This is a genomic window from Telmatobacter bradus (assembly GCF_048629425.1).
Lineage (GTDB): Bacteria > Acidobacteriota > Terriglobia > Terriglobales > Acidobacteriaceae > Telmatobacter > Telmatobacter bradus.
Map to the genome: position 1 here is coordinate 1,424,992 of NZ_CP184532.1, position 16,414 is coordinate 1,441,405.

At 60.9% G+C, this 16,414-nt stretch carries 15 protein-coding genes; 9 read left to right on the forward strand and 6 right to left on the reverse strand.

Annotated elements, in window-relative coordinates:
- Nucleotide 1: 1 nt before the first annotated feature.
- The 4 genes from ACOBR2_RS06040 to ACOBR2_RS06055 are packed head-to-tail and all read right to left on the reverse strand — an operon-like array spanning nucleotide 2 to nucleotide 4,330.
- Nucleotides 2–1,174, reverse strand: a complete 1,173-nt coding sequence (locus ACOBR2_RS06040; RefSeq protein ID WP_420239144.1) for a protein-glutamate methylesterase/protein-glutamine glutaminase — start codon at nucleotides 1,172–1,174, stop codon at nucleotides 2–4.
- A 3-nt stretch (nucleotides 1,175–1,177) separates the two neighbouring features.
- Nucleotides 1,178–1,546 (reverse strand): response regulator, encoded by a 369-nt coding sequence (locus tag ACOBR2_RS06045; RefSeq protein WP_420239145.1) that lies wholly within the window; start codon nucleotides 1,544–1,546, stop codon nucleotides 1,178–1,180.
- A 37-nt stretch (nucleotides 1,547–1,583) separates the two neighbouring features.
- Complete coding sequence (locus ACOBR2_RS06050) at nucleotides 1,584–2,066, reverse strand: chemotaxis protein CheW (protein WP_420239146.1); 483 nt, start codon at nucleotides 2,064–2,066, stop codon at nucleotides 1,584–1,586.
- Nucleotides 2,063–4,330, reverse strand: coding sequence for a chemotaxis protein CheA (locus ACOBR2_RS06055; protein WP_420239147.1), 2,268 nt, complete (start codon nucleotides 4,328–4,330; stop codon nucleotides 2,063–2,065). Before ACOBR2_RS06055 ends, ACOBR2_RS06050 begins: the two co-directional genes overlap by 4 nt.
- A gap of 307 nt (nucleotides 4,331–4,637) precedes the next feature.
- Between ACOBR2_RS06055 and cdd the strand changes: the two genes are divergently transcribed.
- From cdd to ACOBR2_RS06070, 3 genes are all read left to right on the forward strand, one after another.
- A complete protein-coding gene (gene cdd / locus ACOBR2_RS06060) occupies nucleotides 4,638–5,066 on the forward strand; it encodes a cytidine deaminase (RefSeq protein ID WP_420239148.1) in 429 nt (142 codons plus the stop codon).
- A gap of 145 nt (nucleotides 5,067–5,211) precedes the next feature.
- A complete protein-coding gene (locus ACOBR2_RS06065; protein WP_420239149.1) occupies nucleotides 5,212–6,600 on the forward strand; it encodes a thymidine phosphorylase in 1,389 nt (462 codons plus the stop codon).
- A 157-nt stretch (nucleotides 6,601–6,757) separates the two neighbouring features.
- Complete coding sequence (locus tag ACOBR2_RS06070; RefSeq protein WP_420239150.1) at nucleotides 6,758–8,020, forward strand: NupC/NupG family nucleoside CNT transporter; 1,263 nt, start codon at nucleotides 6,758–6,760, stop codon at nucleotides 8,018–8,020.
- A 90-nt stretch (nucleotides 8,021–8,110) separates the two neighbouring features.
- Here the strand turns inward: ACOBR2_RS06070 and ACOBR2_RS06075 are convergent, their stop codons facing one another.
- Entirely contained in the window at nucleotides 8,111–9,217 is a 1,107-nt protein-coding gene (locus ACOBR2_RS06075; protein ID WP_420239151.1) for a Vps62-related protein, read from the reverse strand.
- Between the two features lie 308 nt (nucleotides 9,218–9,525).
- Here ACOBR2_RS06075 and ACOBR2_RS06080 point away from each other — a divergent pair, with 308 nt between their 5' ends.
- The 6 genes from ACOBR2_RS06080 to murG all read left to right on the forward strand — a co-directional run bounded on the left by ACOBR2_RS06080 (nucleotide 9,526) and on the right by murG (nucleotide 15,588).
- Nucleotides 9,526–9,846, forward strand: a complete 321-nt coding sequence (locus tag ACOBR2_RS06080) for a type II toxin-antitoxin system HigB family toxin (RefSeq protein WP_420239152.1) — start codon at nucleotides 9,526–9,528, stop codon at nucleotides 9,844–9,846.
- Nucleotides 9,828–10,229, forward strand: a complete 402-nt coding sequence (locus tag ACOBR2_RS06085; protein WP_420239153.1) for a helix-turn-helix domain-containing protein — start codon at nucleotides 9,828–9,830, stop codon at nucleotides 10,227–10,229. Before ACOBR2_RS06080 ends, ACOBR2_RS06085 begins: the two co-directional genes overlap by 19 nt.
- A gap of 156 nt (nucleotides 10,230–10,385) precedes the next feature.
- Nucleotides 10,386–11,525 (forward strand): phospho-N-acetylmuramoyl-pentapeptide-transferase, encoded by a 1,140-nt coding sequence (gene mraY / locus ACOBR2_RS06090; protein ID WP_420239154.1) that lies wholly within the window; start codon nucleotides 10,386–10,388, stop codon nucleotides 11,523–11,525.
- A gap of 102 nt (nucleotides 11,526–11,627) precedes the next feature.
- The gene (murD, locus tag ACOBR2_RS06095) at nucleotides 11,628–12,989 is read left to right on the forward strand and encodes a UDP-N-acetylmuramoyl-L-alanine--D-glutamate ligase (protein WP_420239983.1); all 1,362 of its coding nucleotides are present in this window, start codon (nucleotides 11,628–11,630) and stop codon (nucleotides 12,987–12,989) included.
- A gap of 2 nt (nucleotides 12,990–12,991) precedes the next feature.
- Complete coding sequence (ftsW, locus tag ACOBR2_RS06100) at nucleotides 12,992–14,086, forward strand: putative lipid II flippase FtsW (protein WP_420239155.1); 1,095 nt, start codon at nucleotides 12,992–12,994, stop codon at nucleotides 14,084–14,086.
- A 413-nt stretch (nucleotides 14,087–14,499) separates the two neighbouring features.
- Nucleotides 14,500–15,588: an undecaprenyldiphospho-muramoylpentapeptide beta-N-acetylglucosaminyltransferase gene (murG, locus tag ACOBR2_RS06105; RefSeq protein ID WP_420239156.1), complete on the forward strand. Its 1,089-nt coding sequence runs from the start codon at nucleotides 14,500–14,502 to the stop codon at nucleotides 15,586–15,588.
- A gap of 79 nt (nucleotides 15,589–15,667) precedes the next feature.
- Here murG and ACOBR2_RS06110 read toward each other — a convergent pair whose 3' ends face one another.
- On the reverse strand, nucleotides 15,668–16,264 hold the full coding sequence (locus ACOBR2_RS06110; RefSeq protein ID WP_420239157.1) for a hypothetical protein: 597 nt from the start codon (nucleotides 16,262–16,264) through the stop codon (nucleotides 15,668–15,670).
- Nucleotides 16,265–16,414 lie beyond the last annotated feature (150 nt).

Here is a 16,414-nt window from a genome sequence, read left to right on the forward strand (position 1 = left end):
GCTAGACCACCAATCTGCGAAGCTCGCGGGCCTCGCTGTTTGTCCGGGTGACGATCCGGAGGATTTCGGGCGCAATGGCCTCAAGGGGAAGGACCTTGTGGGCCAGTCCGGCGTTGGTAACTGCGCCGGGCATGCCCCAGACCGTACTGGTGGCCTGATCCTGGGCCAGCACACAGCCGCCCTGCTCGCGGATCACGCGGCAACCGAGCATACCGTCAGCCCCCATGCCGGTTAGCACCACGGAAAGTACTCCAGAGCCATACAGCTTGGCGGCGGAGCGGAAGAGTACATCGACAGCAGGTCGGCAATGGTTCTCCTGCGGTCCTTGATTCAGATGCAGCGTGGGCGGAGCCCCGGGATGCGCGCCTCCGAGCACTTCCATGTGCCAGTTGCCACGGGCAATGTAGATGTTTCCGGGCAGTACCGGCTGGCCTTGTGCTCCTTCGCATGCCGGAATGCGGCAGCGGGTATTGAGGCGTTCGGCAAACAGTTTGGTAAACAGCTCGGGCATATGCTGCACGATCAGTACGGGTACGGGGAAGTTGGCCGTCAGTTGCGGCAAAACTACATCGAGCGCGGCTGGTCCGCCGGTGGAGACGCCAATGACAAGCACCGTCGGTGTCAGCGTGTAGGGCTGCTGGCGTGGCGGTGGCGCCATGGGCATGACTGCGGTTGAAAACATGGACGCAGTCGAGGACGAGCTTGAAGCGGGTCGCTGGAAGGACGGACCCGGAGGCAGAAGGCTGGGCGGAGTCATGCTTTGAGTAAGAGCATGAATCTTGGGAAGCAGCTCCTGACCAAGGGTCTTGATGGCGACATCGCGACCGGCCTGTCCGGCGGGCTTGGTCACATAATCCGCTGCGCCAGCGGCCAGCGCTTCGATGGTGACTTTGGCGCCGCGTTGCGTGAGTGAACTGCACATGATGACAGGCATCTTAAAGCCTCGCTTGCGCAGTTCCCGGAGAGTTACAAGTCCATCCATTACCGGCATCTCGACATCAAGAAGTATCAGGTCGGGACGTACGGTGGGTAAGGCATTGAGAGCGGAGACACCGTCTGCGGCCGTACCGGCCACTTCCAGTTCAGGGTCTGCTCCAACGACAGTTCGCAGCAGACTACGCATCACTGCCGAGTCGTCCACTACCAGGATGCGGGTTCGACGGGCTACCGCCATGAATTAAGCCTCCATAAGGCCGAGCATGGCCAGCTTCTCGTTCAATGCTTCTCCATCGAAAGGTTTCATCAGATACTCGTCGGCACCAGCATCAAGTGCGCGGACGATAAAGTCGTTCTCGGCCTCGGTGGTGACCATCATGATTTTCAGGTCACTATAGCCCTCGGCACGGGCCTGCTTAAGCATTTCTAGCCCGTTCATGACTGGCATATTCCAGTCCACGAGGGCTAGGTCGAAGTTCTTTTCGCCGTGCAGCTGGTCCATTGCCGCCTGGCCATCCGCAGCTTCTTCGCACTCGATTCCCTTTTCCTGCAACAGACCACGCAGAAATCCACGTACAAATCGGGAATCATCCACAATCAGTGCTCGCATGGTTTCCTCCTTACGGTGTTTCGATCGGGCCAGGAACCTAATTTGCCTGCACGGCGCTCAGCCGCAGGGGGTCCAGCCGTTCCGGGTCCAGCATGACCAGGAGTTTGTCTTTAAGCTTGTAAGCTCCTGCCAGCAGAGCGCGTCGGCGGGATTCAAGCGTGGAGGGGTTCTGCTCAAAATCGGTTGATGAGAGCGTTAGCACTTCGCCAACGGAGTCCACTAGCAAACCGAAGCAGCTTCCGGCTGCCTCCAGAACAAGAATGTCCTGGGGGCCGTCCTTGGGGGGAAGGTCGAGCAGCTGACGGAGGCTGACGGTTGTCAGCACATCACCGCGATAGTGAACCAGACCGCCGACGTAGGCTGGGGCCAGAGGCACGGGTTGTGGCCGTGCCCCTCCGACGATCTCCAGAATGTGGCTGATAGGTACACCGAACCAGGTTTGGTCCACGCGTATCGAACAAACCTCGGCCATCGTTATTGCCGATGCTTCTTTTTTGTGTAATGCCGTTGTTGTGCTCATGCTAATGTCTCCGAGGTGTTGCTCCAGTCCGTATTCTGCTGTTCAATCGGCAGCGGCGGTACGCTGCCCAGATCTACCACTCCGGTCACATGCTCCTTGAGCAGGGTCACGCCGCCAGTCTTCTGCGTTGTGCCAGCTTCGAAGAGCTCGCTTCCGGCTGCCACGTCGAGCACCTGCGAGACTGCAATGCCCACATGACGGTTGGCTTCGCGGCAGACCACCACGATGACCATCTGTTCGATTCCGCCTTCGCCAACCTGCAGAATGCCACCCGAATCCTCCACCGGCAGCAGCTGGCCTTCGAAGTTGATGACCGGCCGGTAGCCAATGTATTCGATGCGGCTGAGGGGCAGCTGTTCGATGCGCAAAACGTCGGCCAAAGGTACTGCCGCGCGGCGTCCAGCCACTTCCACCAGAAGGTATTCCATGCCCTTGAGTGCGGCATCGTCCTCGGCACTGACGGCAGCGGCAGCATCTTCACGGGCGCTCATGGTCACTCCAGACTTCAGGGCAATCGCGCCGGGATCCAGAATCAGCGCCAGATCGGCGTTGCCCAGTACGGTTGCGCCCGAATACAGGCCAATGTCCTTGAGCACGCTCGACAGCGGCTTCACCACAATTTCTTCCGGGTCAGCCAGACCATCGACAACCAGACCGTAACGGCGGCCATCGGCGTCCAGTACGGCAATAAAGTTGTCGCGTTCGTCTGCCTTCTTGTGCTCGCCGTTCGGGGTGAGCATCCGGTCCAGAAAGACCAGCGGCAGCAACTTGCCACGCAGACGGAAGAGCGGCGCTCCTTCGATCCACTCGATCGATGCAGCGGCCTGCTCCGGCGGAACATGGACCAACTCGCTGAGTGCGCCCTGGGGCAGAGCAAAACTCTGCTCGAGGGTACGTACGATCAGGGCCGGGATGATGGCCAGCGTGAGCGGAATGCGCAGCCGCAGCGTGGTGCCCTTGCCGAAGCGGGAATCCACCTCGACCTTGCCACCGATCTTTTCCACGTTGGTCTTGACTACGTCCATGCCCACGCCACGACCGCTTACATTGGTGACGGCGGCGGCCGTAGAGAAGCCAGGCAGGAAGATCAGCTGCAGAAGTTCACGCTCGCCCAGCATCGTGGCGCGCTCGGCTGTTACCAGACCTTTTTCGATGGCCTTGCTGCGGATCTTCTCGGGATTCATGCCCGCGCCATCATCCGAAACCTCGATGATGACGTGGCTGCCTTCATGGCTGGCGCGCAGCTTCAGCGTGCCTTCCGGATCCTTGCCGGCGGCCGAGCGCACATCGGGTGGCTCAATGCCGTGGTCCATCGAATTACGTACGGCATGGGTGAGCGGATCCTTGATGGCCTCCAGCAGACTCTTGTCGAGTTCCGTATCCTGGCCTTCCAGTTGCAGACGGACCTTGCGGCCCAGCGACTGGCTCAGGTCGCGCACAATGCGCGGCATCTTCGAGAAGATGTTGGAGACCGGCTGCATGCGGGCCTTCATCACGTTCTCGCGCAGGTCGGCGGTAACCATGTCCAGACGGCGCGAAAGCATCGTCATGTTCGGATCACTGGCCGTGGCCTGCAGAATCTGGTTGCGGGTAAGCACCAGTTCGCCCACCAGATTCATCATCCGGTTCAGCAGCGTCACATCCACACGCAGCGAGCTTTCCGCCGCGCTGGCAATGCCCTGCGGACGGGCCACTGGAGCCGCCGCTTCCGGAGCCGGAGCCGGAGCCTCGGGTGCTGCCTGGGCTTCCGGAGCTGCCGGAGGAGCCGGTGCCGCAGCTACCGGTTCAGGTGTGGCTGCTGGAGCTGCCGGGGGCGCGGCCGCAGGCGGTGCTGCGGATGCGGCGGCCGCCGGAGCGGCCGCTAGTACGGGCTTTTTCGCCGTGCTGGCCGTTCCTTGCAGCTCTACGATCCGGGAAATCAGCGTACTGTCTTCGCCTTCGCCTTCGTTCCCTTCTGCTTCAATCTGTTTCAAAATCGAACGCAGACCATCCAGAAGTTGAAGAAGTCCGGTAATAATCGGCGGCGTTGCCACAAGCTTGCCGTCGCGCAGCAATCCAAGCAGGTTCTCACCTGCATGGGCCAGCTTTTCCAGGCGTTTAAAGCCCAGAAACCCTGTCGTTCCCTTAATGGTGTGTACGGAACGGAAGATGTCGCCGAGCAGCCCGCTGTCCTGTGGACGCTCCTCGAGCTCCGTCAAACAGCGCTCCATCCGGTCCAGACCTTCCTGGCTTTCGATCAGGAACTCCCTCGTCAGTTCATCCATTGCATTCACTCACTCAGCCGGCCGACTTGGCGTCGGCACAGCTACACTCTTAGCGTTTATCGGTTGCTTGTCTGCCAACTTGAGAAGGATTGGACCACACTGGTACAAATCAGTCCCACGCTGGCCTTGAATGGGCAAAGCTGGTCTTTCGCAGGGAAATGAATTAGCCTCGTAGAGCGCTTCTCCAGAGAGTGTGGAATCCTCAGGTCTGTGCAAAGTGGCTCTTTCTTCAGCAAATAGCCTCTCGGCGACGCGGGCTTTTCTTTACCGTAACTGGAGAACTGCTCGAACTCCGGGAGACTGCATCATGCCCCAGAAGACCGTTGCCGCACCGGTTCAGACCGTGGATTTGAACCATTTATATGAGGCTGCCCTAGCCGCTGCCCGGAACTCCTACAGTCCGTACTCGAAGTTTCGGGTCGGAGCGGCCCTTTTGCTCGCAAATGGTGAGATCGTTACCGGCACCAATGTGGAAAACATCAGCTACGGGCTGACCATCTGCGCGGAGCGCTCGGCGCTGGTGCGGGCCATCTCTCAGTTTGGTCCCCAGGTTCGCATCGAGGCTGCTGCCGTCGCCAACCTGAATCAGGCGGCCAGCCCGCCCTGCGGTGCCTGCCGTCAGGTGCTGGCCGAGTTCATCCGCCCCGATGCTCCCCTGATCTTTCCCGCCGCCAGTGGTCTGTGCACCATGCTCTTCAGTCAGGTGATGCCGCTGGCCTTTGACATGAAGCTGTAAGACTGTCCAAAAACGAGCTACCGGCGGTGGATCGCAACTACATTCCTGCCCCCGGGGAAGCCTGTCTGAGACGTGGCTGAACAAATCAGCCCCCTCTGCGCTAGAATCAATCCTCGTTGTTAGAGTTGTTAGAGGATTCTTGACGATGCCCGCTTTGACGCTTCCTCCCCTGCATACCGTCGACCTGATCCGCAAAAAACGCGACGGCGAGACGCTCGATGAACGCGAACTGACCCATCTGGTGCAGGGAGCGGCCTCGGGCTCGATTCCCCTCGAACAGCTCTCGGCTTGGCTGATGGCCGCTTGGCTGCGCGGGCTTACGCCGGAAGAAGCCCGGGCGCTGACCTTGGCCATGCGCGACTCAGGCGAGAAGTTCAACCCTGAGCGGCTGGGCAAAACCGCTGTGGACAAGCACTCGACCGGCGGCGTGGGCGATAAAACCAGCTTTCTGGTGGCTCCGCTGGCCGCTGCCTGTGGCGTGGCTGTTCCCATGATCAGCGGCCGGGCGCTTGGCCACACCGGCGGGACCCTGGACAAATTGGAGGCCATTCCCGGCTTCCGCACCGCCCTCTCGCTCGATGAGTTCGAAGCCGTCCTCCAGCACTGCGGCGCATCCATTGTCAGCCAGACCCCACGACTGGTTCCGGCCGACCGCGTGCTTTATGCCCTGCGGGACCGTACCTCGACCGTCGAAAGCCCGGGGCTGATCTGCGCATCCATATTGAGCAAGAAGCTGGCCGCCGGACTCGATGCGCTGGTGCTTGACGTAAAGACCGGCTCGGGAGCCTTCCTACGCAGCCGTGAGGAGGCCGATTATCTAGCCGCCCTACTGGTAGCCACTGCGGAAGCAGCGGGAACCCGCACCGTGGCGTTGATGACCGACATGAGCCAGCCGCTCGGCGAAGCTGCTGGAAACTGGATCGAGCTGGTGGAGTCGGTTGCCTTGCTGCGCGGAAAGCGTCCGCCGGAGAGTGAGGATCTGCGCGAGCTCTCGCTGCTTCTGGCCGGATGGATGATCCACCTGGGCGGAGAGGCCAGCAGCGCCGAGGCTGGTTATCTGCGGGCGGAAAAGGCCCTGATGGACGGGGCAGCCCACGCCGTCTTCATGAAGATGATTGCTGCCCAGGGCGGCGATGTGAGCGTCTTTGACAAGACCGGTTTTCACCAGCCCGGTGCAGTCCGCACCGTGACGGCCTGGAAGAGTGGTTTCATTGGCAGCATGGATACAACCGGCCTGGGCTGGGCCGTGCAGCGTACTGGCGCGGGCCGCGAAAAGGCCGGTGCGCCCGTTGATCCTCACGCTGGCATCAGCTTTCACGCCCGGCGCGGTGTCCAGGTGCGGCGCGGCGAGCCGATAGCTACCCTCTACGCCACCACTGCTCCCATGCTGGACGAGGCCGAAGAGCTGCTGCGCCGCGCTATCGAGATTGCCGACCGCCCGCCTGAGCCCGTGCCGTTGGTCAGCCAGATCTTTACCCGGGCCTCGGCGGAGGCGTACCTGCGTCAGGCCGGTCATATTCATCTGGCAGGTTGAGGCTTTCCGCTTCCGGCTCCAAGCTGCTAGCCTTCTCCTATCCCTGAGCTTCGGCTCCGATTTCAGACTCTGCGGGCTTCCTCCCCATGGCAGCCCACACCATCTTCCGCAAGCCCTGGCCGTCGCCCCACGGCCCTGGTTCCTCAAGGAGTTCGTTTTGGCGCGTTTCACCGGATTGTTAGGCATCTTCGCGGTTCTTCTGGCCGCATGGCTCTTCTCCACTGACCGCAGGCGCATTCGCTGGCGCACCATTGTCTGGGGCCTGGGCCTGCAGGTCAGCTTTGCCTTTCTGGTGCTGCGCTTTGACTACGGTCAGAGGCTGATGGCCGCTGCCGGCGACGTAGTGACCCAGCTTTTGGCCTGTACCTTCAAGGGCACCAGCATGGTCTTCGGCCAGCTTGGCCTGCCCGGCGCGGGCGCATTTGGCCAGATGCTGCCGGCAGGCACTTCGGGCGCCATCTTCGCCTTTCAGGTGCTGCCCACCATCATCTTCATCAGCGCCTTTTTTGCCGTGCTCTACCACATCGGCGTGATGCAGTTGCTGATCCGCGCCATGGCCTGGGCGATGCTCAAGACCATGCGCATTTCCGGTGCCGAAAGCATGAACGTGGCCGCCAGCATCTTCATGGGCCAGACCGAAGCCCCGCTCACCATCCGTCCGTTTCTGGCCAAGGCTACGCGCTCGGAATTAATGACCATCATGACCAGCGGCATGGCTCACGTTTCAGGCGGCATCATGGCCATGTATATTGCCCAGGGTGTGGAAGCCCGCCATCTGCTTGCGGCGGTCATCATGACCTCGCCGGGAACCATTTTGCTAGCCAAGATGCTGGTGCCGGAGACCGAAACGCCCGCCACCGAAGGCAAGGTCGTTATCCCCAAGGACGAGCAGCACAAGGACGAGAACCTGATCGGAGCCATCGCCCGCGGCACCATCGATGGCGGCAAGCTGGCCTGGAATGTGGGCATCATGCTGATCAGCTTTATTGCGTTGGTGGCGCTGCTCGATAGCATGCTCGGCTGGACCCATTCGCTGGCTTACATGCACTGGGTTCCCGGTTCGCTCGGCCAGATCCTGGGCTTCGTCTTCGCCCCCGTGGCGTGGTTGATCGGCGTGCCGTGGCAGGATTGTGGCGCCATCGGCAATCTGCTGGGAACGCGCATGGCGCTGAACGAAGTCATTGCCTATATCGGCTTGGGCGCACAGCGGGTCGCGCTCAGCCCGCGCTCGTTTACCATCGGTACTTTTGCCCTGTGCGGCTTCGCCAACCTCGGTTCCATCGGCATGCAGATCGGCGGCATCGGCGCACTGGTGCCGGAGCGCCGCAACGATCTGGCCAAGCTCGGCATCCGCGCCATGCTGGCCGGAACCATGGCTAACCTCATCTCCGCATCCATCGCGGGCATGTTTCTGGGGTAAAGAAAAACCTCCCGCCGTCCTATACGGATGGCGGGAGGTCAGCAACAATTCCGGTGCGGCAGAGACTCTCTCTGCCGCATTTTTCTATGCTTATTCGGACGGTTCCTTGGAGTCGTCCCAGTCCACGGCTTCCGGGCCGTTGGGACCGCTCTCCGCGGTGTAGCTGGAAAGCAGATTCAGGACGCTGGCCGTTTTGGCCAGGGTATAAAGCTCCGTGCGGGCGGCGCTGGGTATGCTGGTGGGCGGATAATCGATGGTTTCGGTCACAGTGGGTCCCCACTGTCCGTTGAAGGCCAGCCATTCGGCGGCAACCGGGTCGCTATCCAGAAGTACCAGGTTGCTGGTGTCGGACCACGGCGTCCAGATCAGGCCATTCGCATAAAAAGTGCTGGGCGTGTGGTAGACCGCGAAGTTGCCGGAGTTGTCGGTAACGTCGACGACCTTGATCCAGCTAACAGGAATGACGCCGGGCGAGTTGAGAATGGTGTCGTTGACCTGAATGCCCGAGGTCGGATAGTTGGCGTGGCTGTTCCAGCCGGCGTAAATAATGGGATGCGTGCCGCTGAACGTCGGGTTGGTGACCCAGGCGCTGTCGTGATGCTCACTGAAAAACACACCCTTGACGGTGGAAAGGTCTTCGCTGAGCCGGACCGTTACGTGTTCCCAGTCGCCGTAGTGCAGGGCGAACTGCGCCCAGTCAAAGTTGTACGGGGTCGTGGTCACACCGGAGAGCACGCCTACACGGAAGGCCTGAAAGCCATTCCAGGTATAGAACATGAAGTACTTGATGTCGACGTAGCTCCCGTAATCGACGACTTTGACGTAGATCGGGGCCGTAACTTTGCCGAGTCCGCTGGTGCCGGAGGCGGCGGGTGCTACTCCGGTCTCGAACTCGTCGGAAGAAGAGGGGTAGACGCCATCGGCGGGAACCATATAGTTGGTCGATGAAGTGTTGGCGGCAAGGATGGCCGGTGTTGCGGTGGCCGCGATGACGTTGCCGCTTGCATCGACCAGGCTGCTTTTGGACAGGAAGGTGAGCACGTCGGTGGGACGGTTGTTTTCGTAGGCGTTTAGATAGATGGTGGGAGCGTACTTCTGAATGGTGGCCACATCGACCGAAGCCGCCGAAGCCGTGATGGCTGAGAATACAAGGAACAGAGCAACTAGGGGGGCGAGTCTCCAGTGGGGAGTCTTCATGAACGGTCCTCTCTGCTTTCAAGTAGGCCGCCGGTAGCATAACCCCTTGATGTACACGTGTTCATCAAGGCTTACATGCACCCAGCGATGGTACGCCCTTAGCCTAATATGGATCGCTAACGTTACGATTACAGCCGCATGGCCATCCGATGACAAATCAGTAAATTCAGTGCTGGCCGCAGCGGGATCTAGCTGTCCGCCGGGCCAGAGCGGGCTGGGATGCAGGAAAAGATCCGGTTCGTATTCTTCTTTGACTCTTCGCAAATTGCGAAGTAGCCTGGAGCCATGCATATCGCACGATCAAGCGATTGCAGCAGGCTGCCGAAGAATACCGTGAGGCGGCCATCGAAATCGGGGCCTGGATCAGGATCGTACGGCTTGTCCGTTGGCAAAACTTCAACGAGTTGCACGCCACTTTTCCTGATGCTGACAATGTGGACGGTTTTGTTGTCTTCAATCTCCGTCACAATCGTTACCGCTTGATCGTTGCCGTGCACTATGCCAAGCAGATCGCGGGAAAGCTGACGCCCGGGCATGTGTTCATCGGCAGATTTTTGACGCACAAGGACTACGACCGCTGGTCGGCAATGACCCCCAAACGGAGGGCGGAATGGCTACAGTTTTATTAGCAAACCCGGCCAGGATGATCGAGCGCGGAGCGCCTCATCTGATCCGCAATGACGAGCAGCTTGCGGCCTACACCAAAGCACTTTTCAAGCTCACCGCAGAGCCCGATCCAACGCCCGCGCAGGTGGAAGCCATTGAGTTGCTGACGCTGCTGATCGAGCGCTACGAGGAAGAGCAGGCCAGATTGCCGGAAGCCGAGCCTGCCGAAGTTCTGCGTTTTCTGCTGGAGCGCCACGGGCTGAAGCAGCGCGATATAGCGGCGGAACTGGGCGGTGAGAGCGTGGTTTCCGAGGTTCTGCGCGGCAAACGCAAGCTGAACGCAACGCATATTGAGCAGCTGAGCCGCCGCTTCAGTGTTTCCCCCGCCGTCTTCTTCGCTGCATGAACGGGTCTCAGCTCGCAGGAGCGGGGTTGCCTTTGCCGCCGCCCGAGCTGAATGCTTCCCCCCAGGCGGGACCGATGCGCCAAATCCACAACATCTGACCGCCTCCGCCTAGTAGAATCAGGGTGATAATCCGCCCCAATCCGGCTTGGAGGCCCCTTGCTTTACTGGCTGCTCTACGAAAAGCTCTTTCCGTTTTTTCATCCGTTCCGCATCTTCCGCTATCTGACCTTCCGGACGGCCTTCGCCTCTCTGACGGCGCTTTTGATCGCGCTGTTCATCGGTCCGTGGGTGATTCAGAAGCTGCGTGAGTTCCAGATCGGCCAGTACGTGCGTGAGGACGGGCCCAAGTCGCATCTGAAGAAGTCGGGTACGCCGACGATGGGCGGCGTGCTTATCTGCATTGCCATTCTGCTGCCCACGCTGCTCTGGTCGGACCCGGCCAATCCCTTCGTCTGGATTACGGTCTTTTCCACGCTTGCCTTTGGCGCGGTGGGTTTTGCCGACGACTACATCAAGGTGGTGAAAAAGCGCAGCCTGGGTCTGACGGCCCGCGCCAAGATGCTCGGCCAGTGTCTGGCAGCCGTGCTGGTGGCCGTTGCGCTCATCGTTCTGGAGCAGTTCCGGCTCTTCTCCACGCAGCTTTCCGTGCCCTTCCTCAAGAACTGGCGGCCGGACCTGCTCTGGCACCTGTGGCCGGCGACGATCCCCGGACTGGGGCTGCTGGCTTTTCTTCCCTTTGTCATCTGGGTGGCCTTGGTGCTGGTGGGCTCGTCGAATGCCGTGAATCTGACCGATGGTTTGGACGGTCTGGCGATCGGTTGCACCATCATTGCCGCCGGGGCGCTGACGGTGCTGACTTACGTGAGCGGCCACGTGATGTTTGCCGACTATCTGGAACTGCGCCGCATGCCGCAGGTGGCCGAGTTGACGGTCTTCTGCGGCTCCATGGTGGGCGCTTCCATCGGCTTTCTTTGGTATAACGCCCACCCGGCTGAGGTCTTCATGGGTGATGTGGGTTCGCTGGCGCTGGGCGGAGCCATCGGCACGGTGGCCATCCTCATTCGTCAGGAGCTGCTGCTGCCCTTCATTGGTGGCATCTTCATTCTGGAAGCGCTTTCGGTGATTCTGCAGGTGGGCAGTTATAAACTGCGCAACGGCAAGCGTATCTTCAAGATGGCTCCGCTGCACCACCACTTTGAGCAGCTTGGCTGGCGCGAGTCAAAGGTGATTGCGCGCTTCTGGATTGCGGCTCTGGTGTTTGCACTGTTTGCACTCACCACGCTGAAACTGCGATAAATACTGGTTGCGGCGAGCCCGCCGCGTTGCACAATGGAGTCTTGCGGCCAAACCAGGCCGCGGACCCGGAGAGGTAGATTTTTTCCGATGCTGAACCCAATCATGGATCTGAAGGGCAAAAAAGTTCTGGTTGTGGGCCTGGGCAAATCCGGTCTGGCGGCTGCGTTGTTTCTGCGCAAGCAGGGCGCACAGGTGACGGTGAGCGATACGCGCAGCGCTGAGTCGCTGGCCCGCGAAATCCCCATGCTGATCGAGGCCGGAATCATGGTGGAGGCCGGTGGGCACGGCATTATGACCTTCCGCCGTCAGGATCTGATCGTGGTCAGCCCCGGCGTGCCGCTCGATACTCCGGAGCTGGTGCAGACCCGGGCGCTGGGCCGCCCGATCATTGGCGAACTGGAGCTGGCTTCACGTTACGTCAAGGGCCGTCTGCTGGCCGTAACCGGCTCGAATGGCAAAACCACTACCACCTCGCTGCTGGGCGAGATCATGAAGGCCACCGGCCAGCCCGCGCAGGTGGGCGGCAACATCGGTGTGCCAGTGGTGGAGCTGATTGCCGACAGCGTCGAGAATGGCTGGTCGGTGCTGGAGGTTTCCAGCTTCCAGCTTGAAAGCACGGTGGAGTTTCGTCCCGCCGTGGCCGTGATTCTGAACATTACGCCCGACCATCTGGACCGCCATCACAGCTTTGAGAACTACGCGCTGGCCAAGGAACGCGTCTTTGCCGCGCAGACCGCAGAAGACAGTCTGGTGCTGAACGCCGACAACGAGCGCACCGCCGACGCCGCCCACCGCGCATCCTCCCAGGTCTACTGGTTTAGCACCGAGGATGAGGTGGAGCAGGGCGCATGGGTGGATGCTGGCTGGGTGGTCTATCGCGATGCCAAGACTGCGCAGGTGGAGAAGATTCTGCCGGTGGACAGCATTCCTCTGAAGGGCGCGCACAATGTGGAGAACGTGCTGGCGGCCGTGGTTGCCGCACGCCGCGCCGGAGCTTCAGTGGAAGTGATCCGCACCGCTATCGAACAGTTCAAGGCAGTGGAGCATCGTCTGGAGTTTGTGGCCAGCATCAACGGCGTGGACTACTACAACGACTCCAAGGCCACCAACGTGGACGCAACCACCAAAGCCATCGAGGCTTTCCCGGGCGGTATTCACCTGATACTGGGCGGTAAGGACAAGGGCTCGGACTACACCACGCTTTCCGCGCTGCTGAAAGAACGCGTCAAGGCTGTGTATACGATTGGTACCGCAGCCGAGAAGATAGAGTCGCATCTGAAAGGCGTGATTGCGCTGCACTCCTGCCAGACGCTGGAGCGTGCTGTGGAAGCGGCTGCGGCTGCCGCAGTGCCCGGCGAGGTTGTGGTGCTGGCTCCGGCCTGCTCCAGCTTTGATCAGTTCAAGAGCTACGAACATCGCGGCCGCGTCTTCAAAGAGCTGGTTGCAGAGCGCAGGAGCCGCTAAGCATGGCCGCACGGGTGGGCGTCGACAAGTGGCTCTTTTTCGTCACATTGCTGCTGGTCGTCGTTGGCCTGGCGATGGTCTTTTCCGCTTCCGCTGTGGTGGCGCAGGAGCGTTACCACAGCGAGTTTGCCTATGCTGGCCGTCAGGCCGGATGGGCTCTGGCGGGCGTAATCGCCATGCTGGCACTCATGCGCGTGGACCACACGGTTTATAACTCGCCGCGCTTCATCTATCCCATTCTGTGCGTCAGTACCCTGCTGCTGATCGCGGTTTTCTTCTTTCCCGATTCGCACAACACCCACCGCTGGATCCGCTTTGGCGGCCTCTTCACCTTTCAGCCTTCGGAGCTGGCTAAGCCCGCCGTGGTCCTGTTTCTGGCCTGGTTTCTGCAGTCCAAGCTGGACGCCATGCAGGACTGGAAGAACACCCTGCTGCGGGCGGCGGTCATTCCCGGAGTCTTTGTGCTGCTGGTGGTCAAGCAGCCTGATTTGGGCACGGCTCTGGTGCTGGCGGGTGTGACTGCCATGCTGCTGATTCTGGCCGGTATGGACTGGAAGTACGTGTGGGGAGCGGCTCTGGTGACGTTGCCGGTGCTGGCCTGCCTGCTCTTCTTCGTCAGCTGGCGGCTCAAGCGCGTCAAGGTCTTCCTCAATCCCGAAGCCGATCCGAGTGGTGCGGGCTTTCACATCTATCAGTCGCTGATTGCGGTGGGAACCGGCGGGCTGACCGGGCGCGGCTACATGGAGGGCGTGCAGAAGCTTTTCTATCTGCCCGAGGCCTGGACCGACTTCATCTACGCCAACATTGCCGAGGAGTTAGGCTTTGTGGGTGCCATGTTCATCCTGCTGCTGTTTGCCGTCTTCGGCTGGCGCGGGCTGCGGGCGGCCTTCCGCGCGCAGGATCCCTTTGCCCGCATGGTGGCCTTTGGCCTGACTACGAGCATTCTGCTGCAGGCCTTCTTCAACATGAGCGTGGTTCTGTCGCTGGTGCCCGCCAAGGGCATTCCGCTGCCGCTCATCTCGTCAGGTGGCACTTCGCTGTTTACTACGCTGGCTTGCATCGGAATTTTGCTGAACATCACCCGCAAGACGGAGTGAATCCAGGCGTTTTTTCTTGGAATGAATACGGTTTTACGGGCTGCGGAAATTCGTTCCTGCATTCTTCGGGGGCATTCATGCCCCCGAAGAATGCAGGTCGAAAACGTGCCTTCAGGCACGGGCATTTCTCCTGTACACACAATGCTTGCGGAAAAACAGGCTATGAAAAAGGTCTGAATTTATGCAAACTTGAGCAGAATTGTTCCCAGGGCTAAAGCCCTTACTCATGCACCGGGGCTTTTTGCGAGGGTTAAAACCCTCGCCTCCCTCCGCAATGAGTTTTGTAACAGCCTGTTCAGCCCCGGCAAAAGGCCCTAGGTCCTGCTTTTGGGAGCTGGGAAATCACAAAGGTTGAGGTTCGCAAGTACGCGGTCAGCGACTGGGCGCTTTGCGGACGTAGAAAGGTAATTCCTGTGGCAAATCTGCGCCTTCTTATCGCCGGCGGAGGCACCGGCGGACACATTATTCCCGCACTGGCCGTGGCGCGTCAGCTGGTGGCCAACTTTCAGGCCGAAGTGCTCTTTGTGGGCACCAACCGTGGCATGGAGAGCCGTCTGGTTCCCGAGGCGGGCTTTGCTCTGCGCCTGATTCAGGTGGGGCCGCTCAACAGCGTCTCGCTGGCCACCCGCCTGCGTACCCTGCTGCGCCTGCCCGCAGCCATTTTCGACTGCCGCAAGATTCTCCGTGAGTTCCAGCCGCAGGTGGTTTTTGGCGTGGGTGGCTACGCCTCCGGTCCGGCCATGGCCGCCGCGCTCAGCCTGAAGCTGCCCACCATGGTCTTTGAACCCAATGCCATGCCGGGCATGGCCAACCGTCTGGTGGGCAAACGCGTGCAGGCCGCCGCCGTCAACTTCGAGGCTGCCAGCCGTTGGTTCAATCATTGCGAGGTTTCCGGCATTCCCGTCCGTCCGGAGTTCTTCCACCTGCCGCAGCCGCCCGCCGGTCAGCCGCCGCATCTGCTCATCTTTGGCGGATCGCAGGGGGCGCGCATTCTGAATCAGAATCTTCCGTTGGTGGTGGCTAAATTGCTGGAAGCTGTTCCGGGGCTGACCGTGCTGCATCAGGCCGGGGCGCGCCATGCTGAGACGACTGCAGCCGCCTATCTGGCTACGGGAGCCGATCCCGCCCGCTGGAGTGTGCAGCCCTTCATCAACGACATGGCGGCCAGCTTTGCCCGCGCCAATCTGGTCGTGGCCCGCTCGGGCGCGTCTACCGTGGCCGAGTTGGCTGCGGCGGGCAAGCCTGCGCTGCTGGTTCCCTTTGCCGCTGCCGCCGATGGGCATCAGAAGCGCAACGCCGAGGCGATGGTGGCCGCGCAAGCGGCCGTGATGCTGGAAGAAACCGATCTGGCCGGGGAAGGCCGTCTGCTGGCAGCACTTACCGGTCTGTTGGGCGATCCGGCCAAGTTGGCCGCGATGGGCAAGCAGGCCCGCACGCTGGCCCATCCAGACGCCGCCGAGCGCATTGCCGCACGGTTGGCCACGCTGGCCGCTGGCAAATAGGCGTAATTCAGAAGTAGAGCAAAAAGAAACCCGGCAGCCGAAGCTGCCGGGTCCTTTTGCAATCTTTCAGATGTGAGGTTTAGCGGTGACCTCCGCCGCCGCCACCGCCCATGTGGCCACCACCCCCACCGCCGAAGCCTCCACCACCGCCGAAGCTACCACCACGACCTCCGCCGCTGGAGAAGCTGTGGGTGCTGCCACCGTAGCTTTCACCGCCGCGCTGGCCGCCGGAAGACACTCCCGCATTGCCTCTATAGGAGTTTGCTCCGCCGTTGCTGCCATTGAAGGAATGTACGCCGTAGCCGCCGTAGCCGCGCTGGCCGCCCGCATACCCTGCGCGCCCCGCATAGCCTTCGCGTCCCACATAGCCGCCGCGACCGCCCCATCCATAACGACCGCCGCCCCAGTGACGCCAGGGGCCAGCACCGATGAAGATGCCGCCTTCGAACCATTCCGGTCCGTAGTAGCCGTAGGGGGCGCAGGCATAAGGGTAGTAGGAGTAGTAACCCCAATCGCAGGTTGGCGCATAGTAGGCATTGTCGTAGTAGTAAGGGTCGTACGGCACGGCTGCTACGGCCGGTCCCACGCCTACACCCACGAACACCTGGGCCTTGGCCTGGGTTGAAATCCCCAGCATCAGGGCAAACGCAATCAAAAACAGGGAAACTCGCCGCATGATCTCCTCCTTTGCCGCCGGAAGCCTGCGGGAAACTCCACAGGCGATCTTCTCCTTGGTCCGGCCAGTTGCTAGATCGGGTGTTTTCCGGTCCAGCCTCTATCTCTTCAAACAACCCAACTCGAAATTAGTTGCGGCCGGTGTGGAAAA

Excerpts from the sequence above, each read along its gene's own strand:
- ACOBR2_RS06040 (WP_420239144.1), bottom strand. The coding sequence starts at position 1,174 with ATGGCGGTAGCCCGTCGAACCCGCATCCTGGTAGTGGACGACTCGGCA.
- ACOBR2_RS06045 (WP_420239145.1), bottom strand. The coding sequence starts at position 1,546 with ATGCGAGCACTGATTGTGGATGATTCCCGATTTGTACGTGGATTTCTG.
- ACOBR2_RS06050 (WP_420239146.1), bottom strand. The coding sequence starts at position 2,066 with ATGAGCACAACAACGGCATTACACAAAAAAGAAGCATCGGCAATAACG.
- ACOBR2_RS06055 (WP_420239147.1), bottom strand. The coding sequence starts at position 4,330 with ATGGATGAACTGACGAGGGAGTTCCTGATCGAAAGCCAGGAAGGTCTG.
- cdd (WP_420239148.1), top strand. The coding sequence starts at position 4,638 with ATGCCCCAGAAGACCGTTGCCGCACCGGTTCAGACCGTGGATTTGAAC.
- ACOBR2_RS06065 (WP_420239149.1), top strand. The coding sequence starts at position 5,212 with ATGCCCGCTTTGACGCTTCCTCCCCTGCATACCGTCGACCTGATCCGC.
- ACOBR2_RS06075 (WP_420239151.1), bottom strand. The coding sequence starts at position 9,217 with ATGAAGACTCCCCACTGGAGACTCGCCCCCCTAGTTGCTCTGTTCCTT.
- ACOBR2_RS06085 (WP_420239153.1), top strand. The coding sequence starts at position 9,828 with ATGGCTACAGTTTTATTAGCAAACCCGGCCAGGATGATCGAGCGCGGA.
- murD (WP_420239983.1), top strand. The coding sequence starts at position 11,628 with ATGGATCTGAAGGGCAAAAAAGTTCTGGTTGTGGGCCTGGGCAAATCC.
- ftsW (WP_420239155.1), top strand. The coding sequence starts at position 12,992 with ATGGCCGCACGGGTGGGCGTCGACAAGTGGCTCTTTTTCGTCACATTG.
- ACOBR2_RS06110 (WP_420239157.1), bottom strand. The coding sequence starts at position 16,264 with ATGCGGCGAGTTTCCCTGTTTTTGATTGCGTTTGCCCTGATGCTGGGG.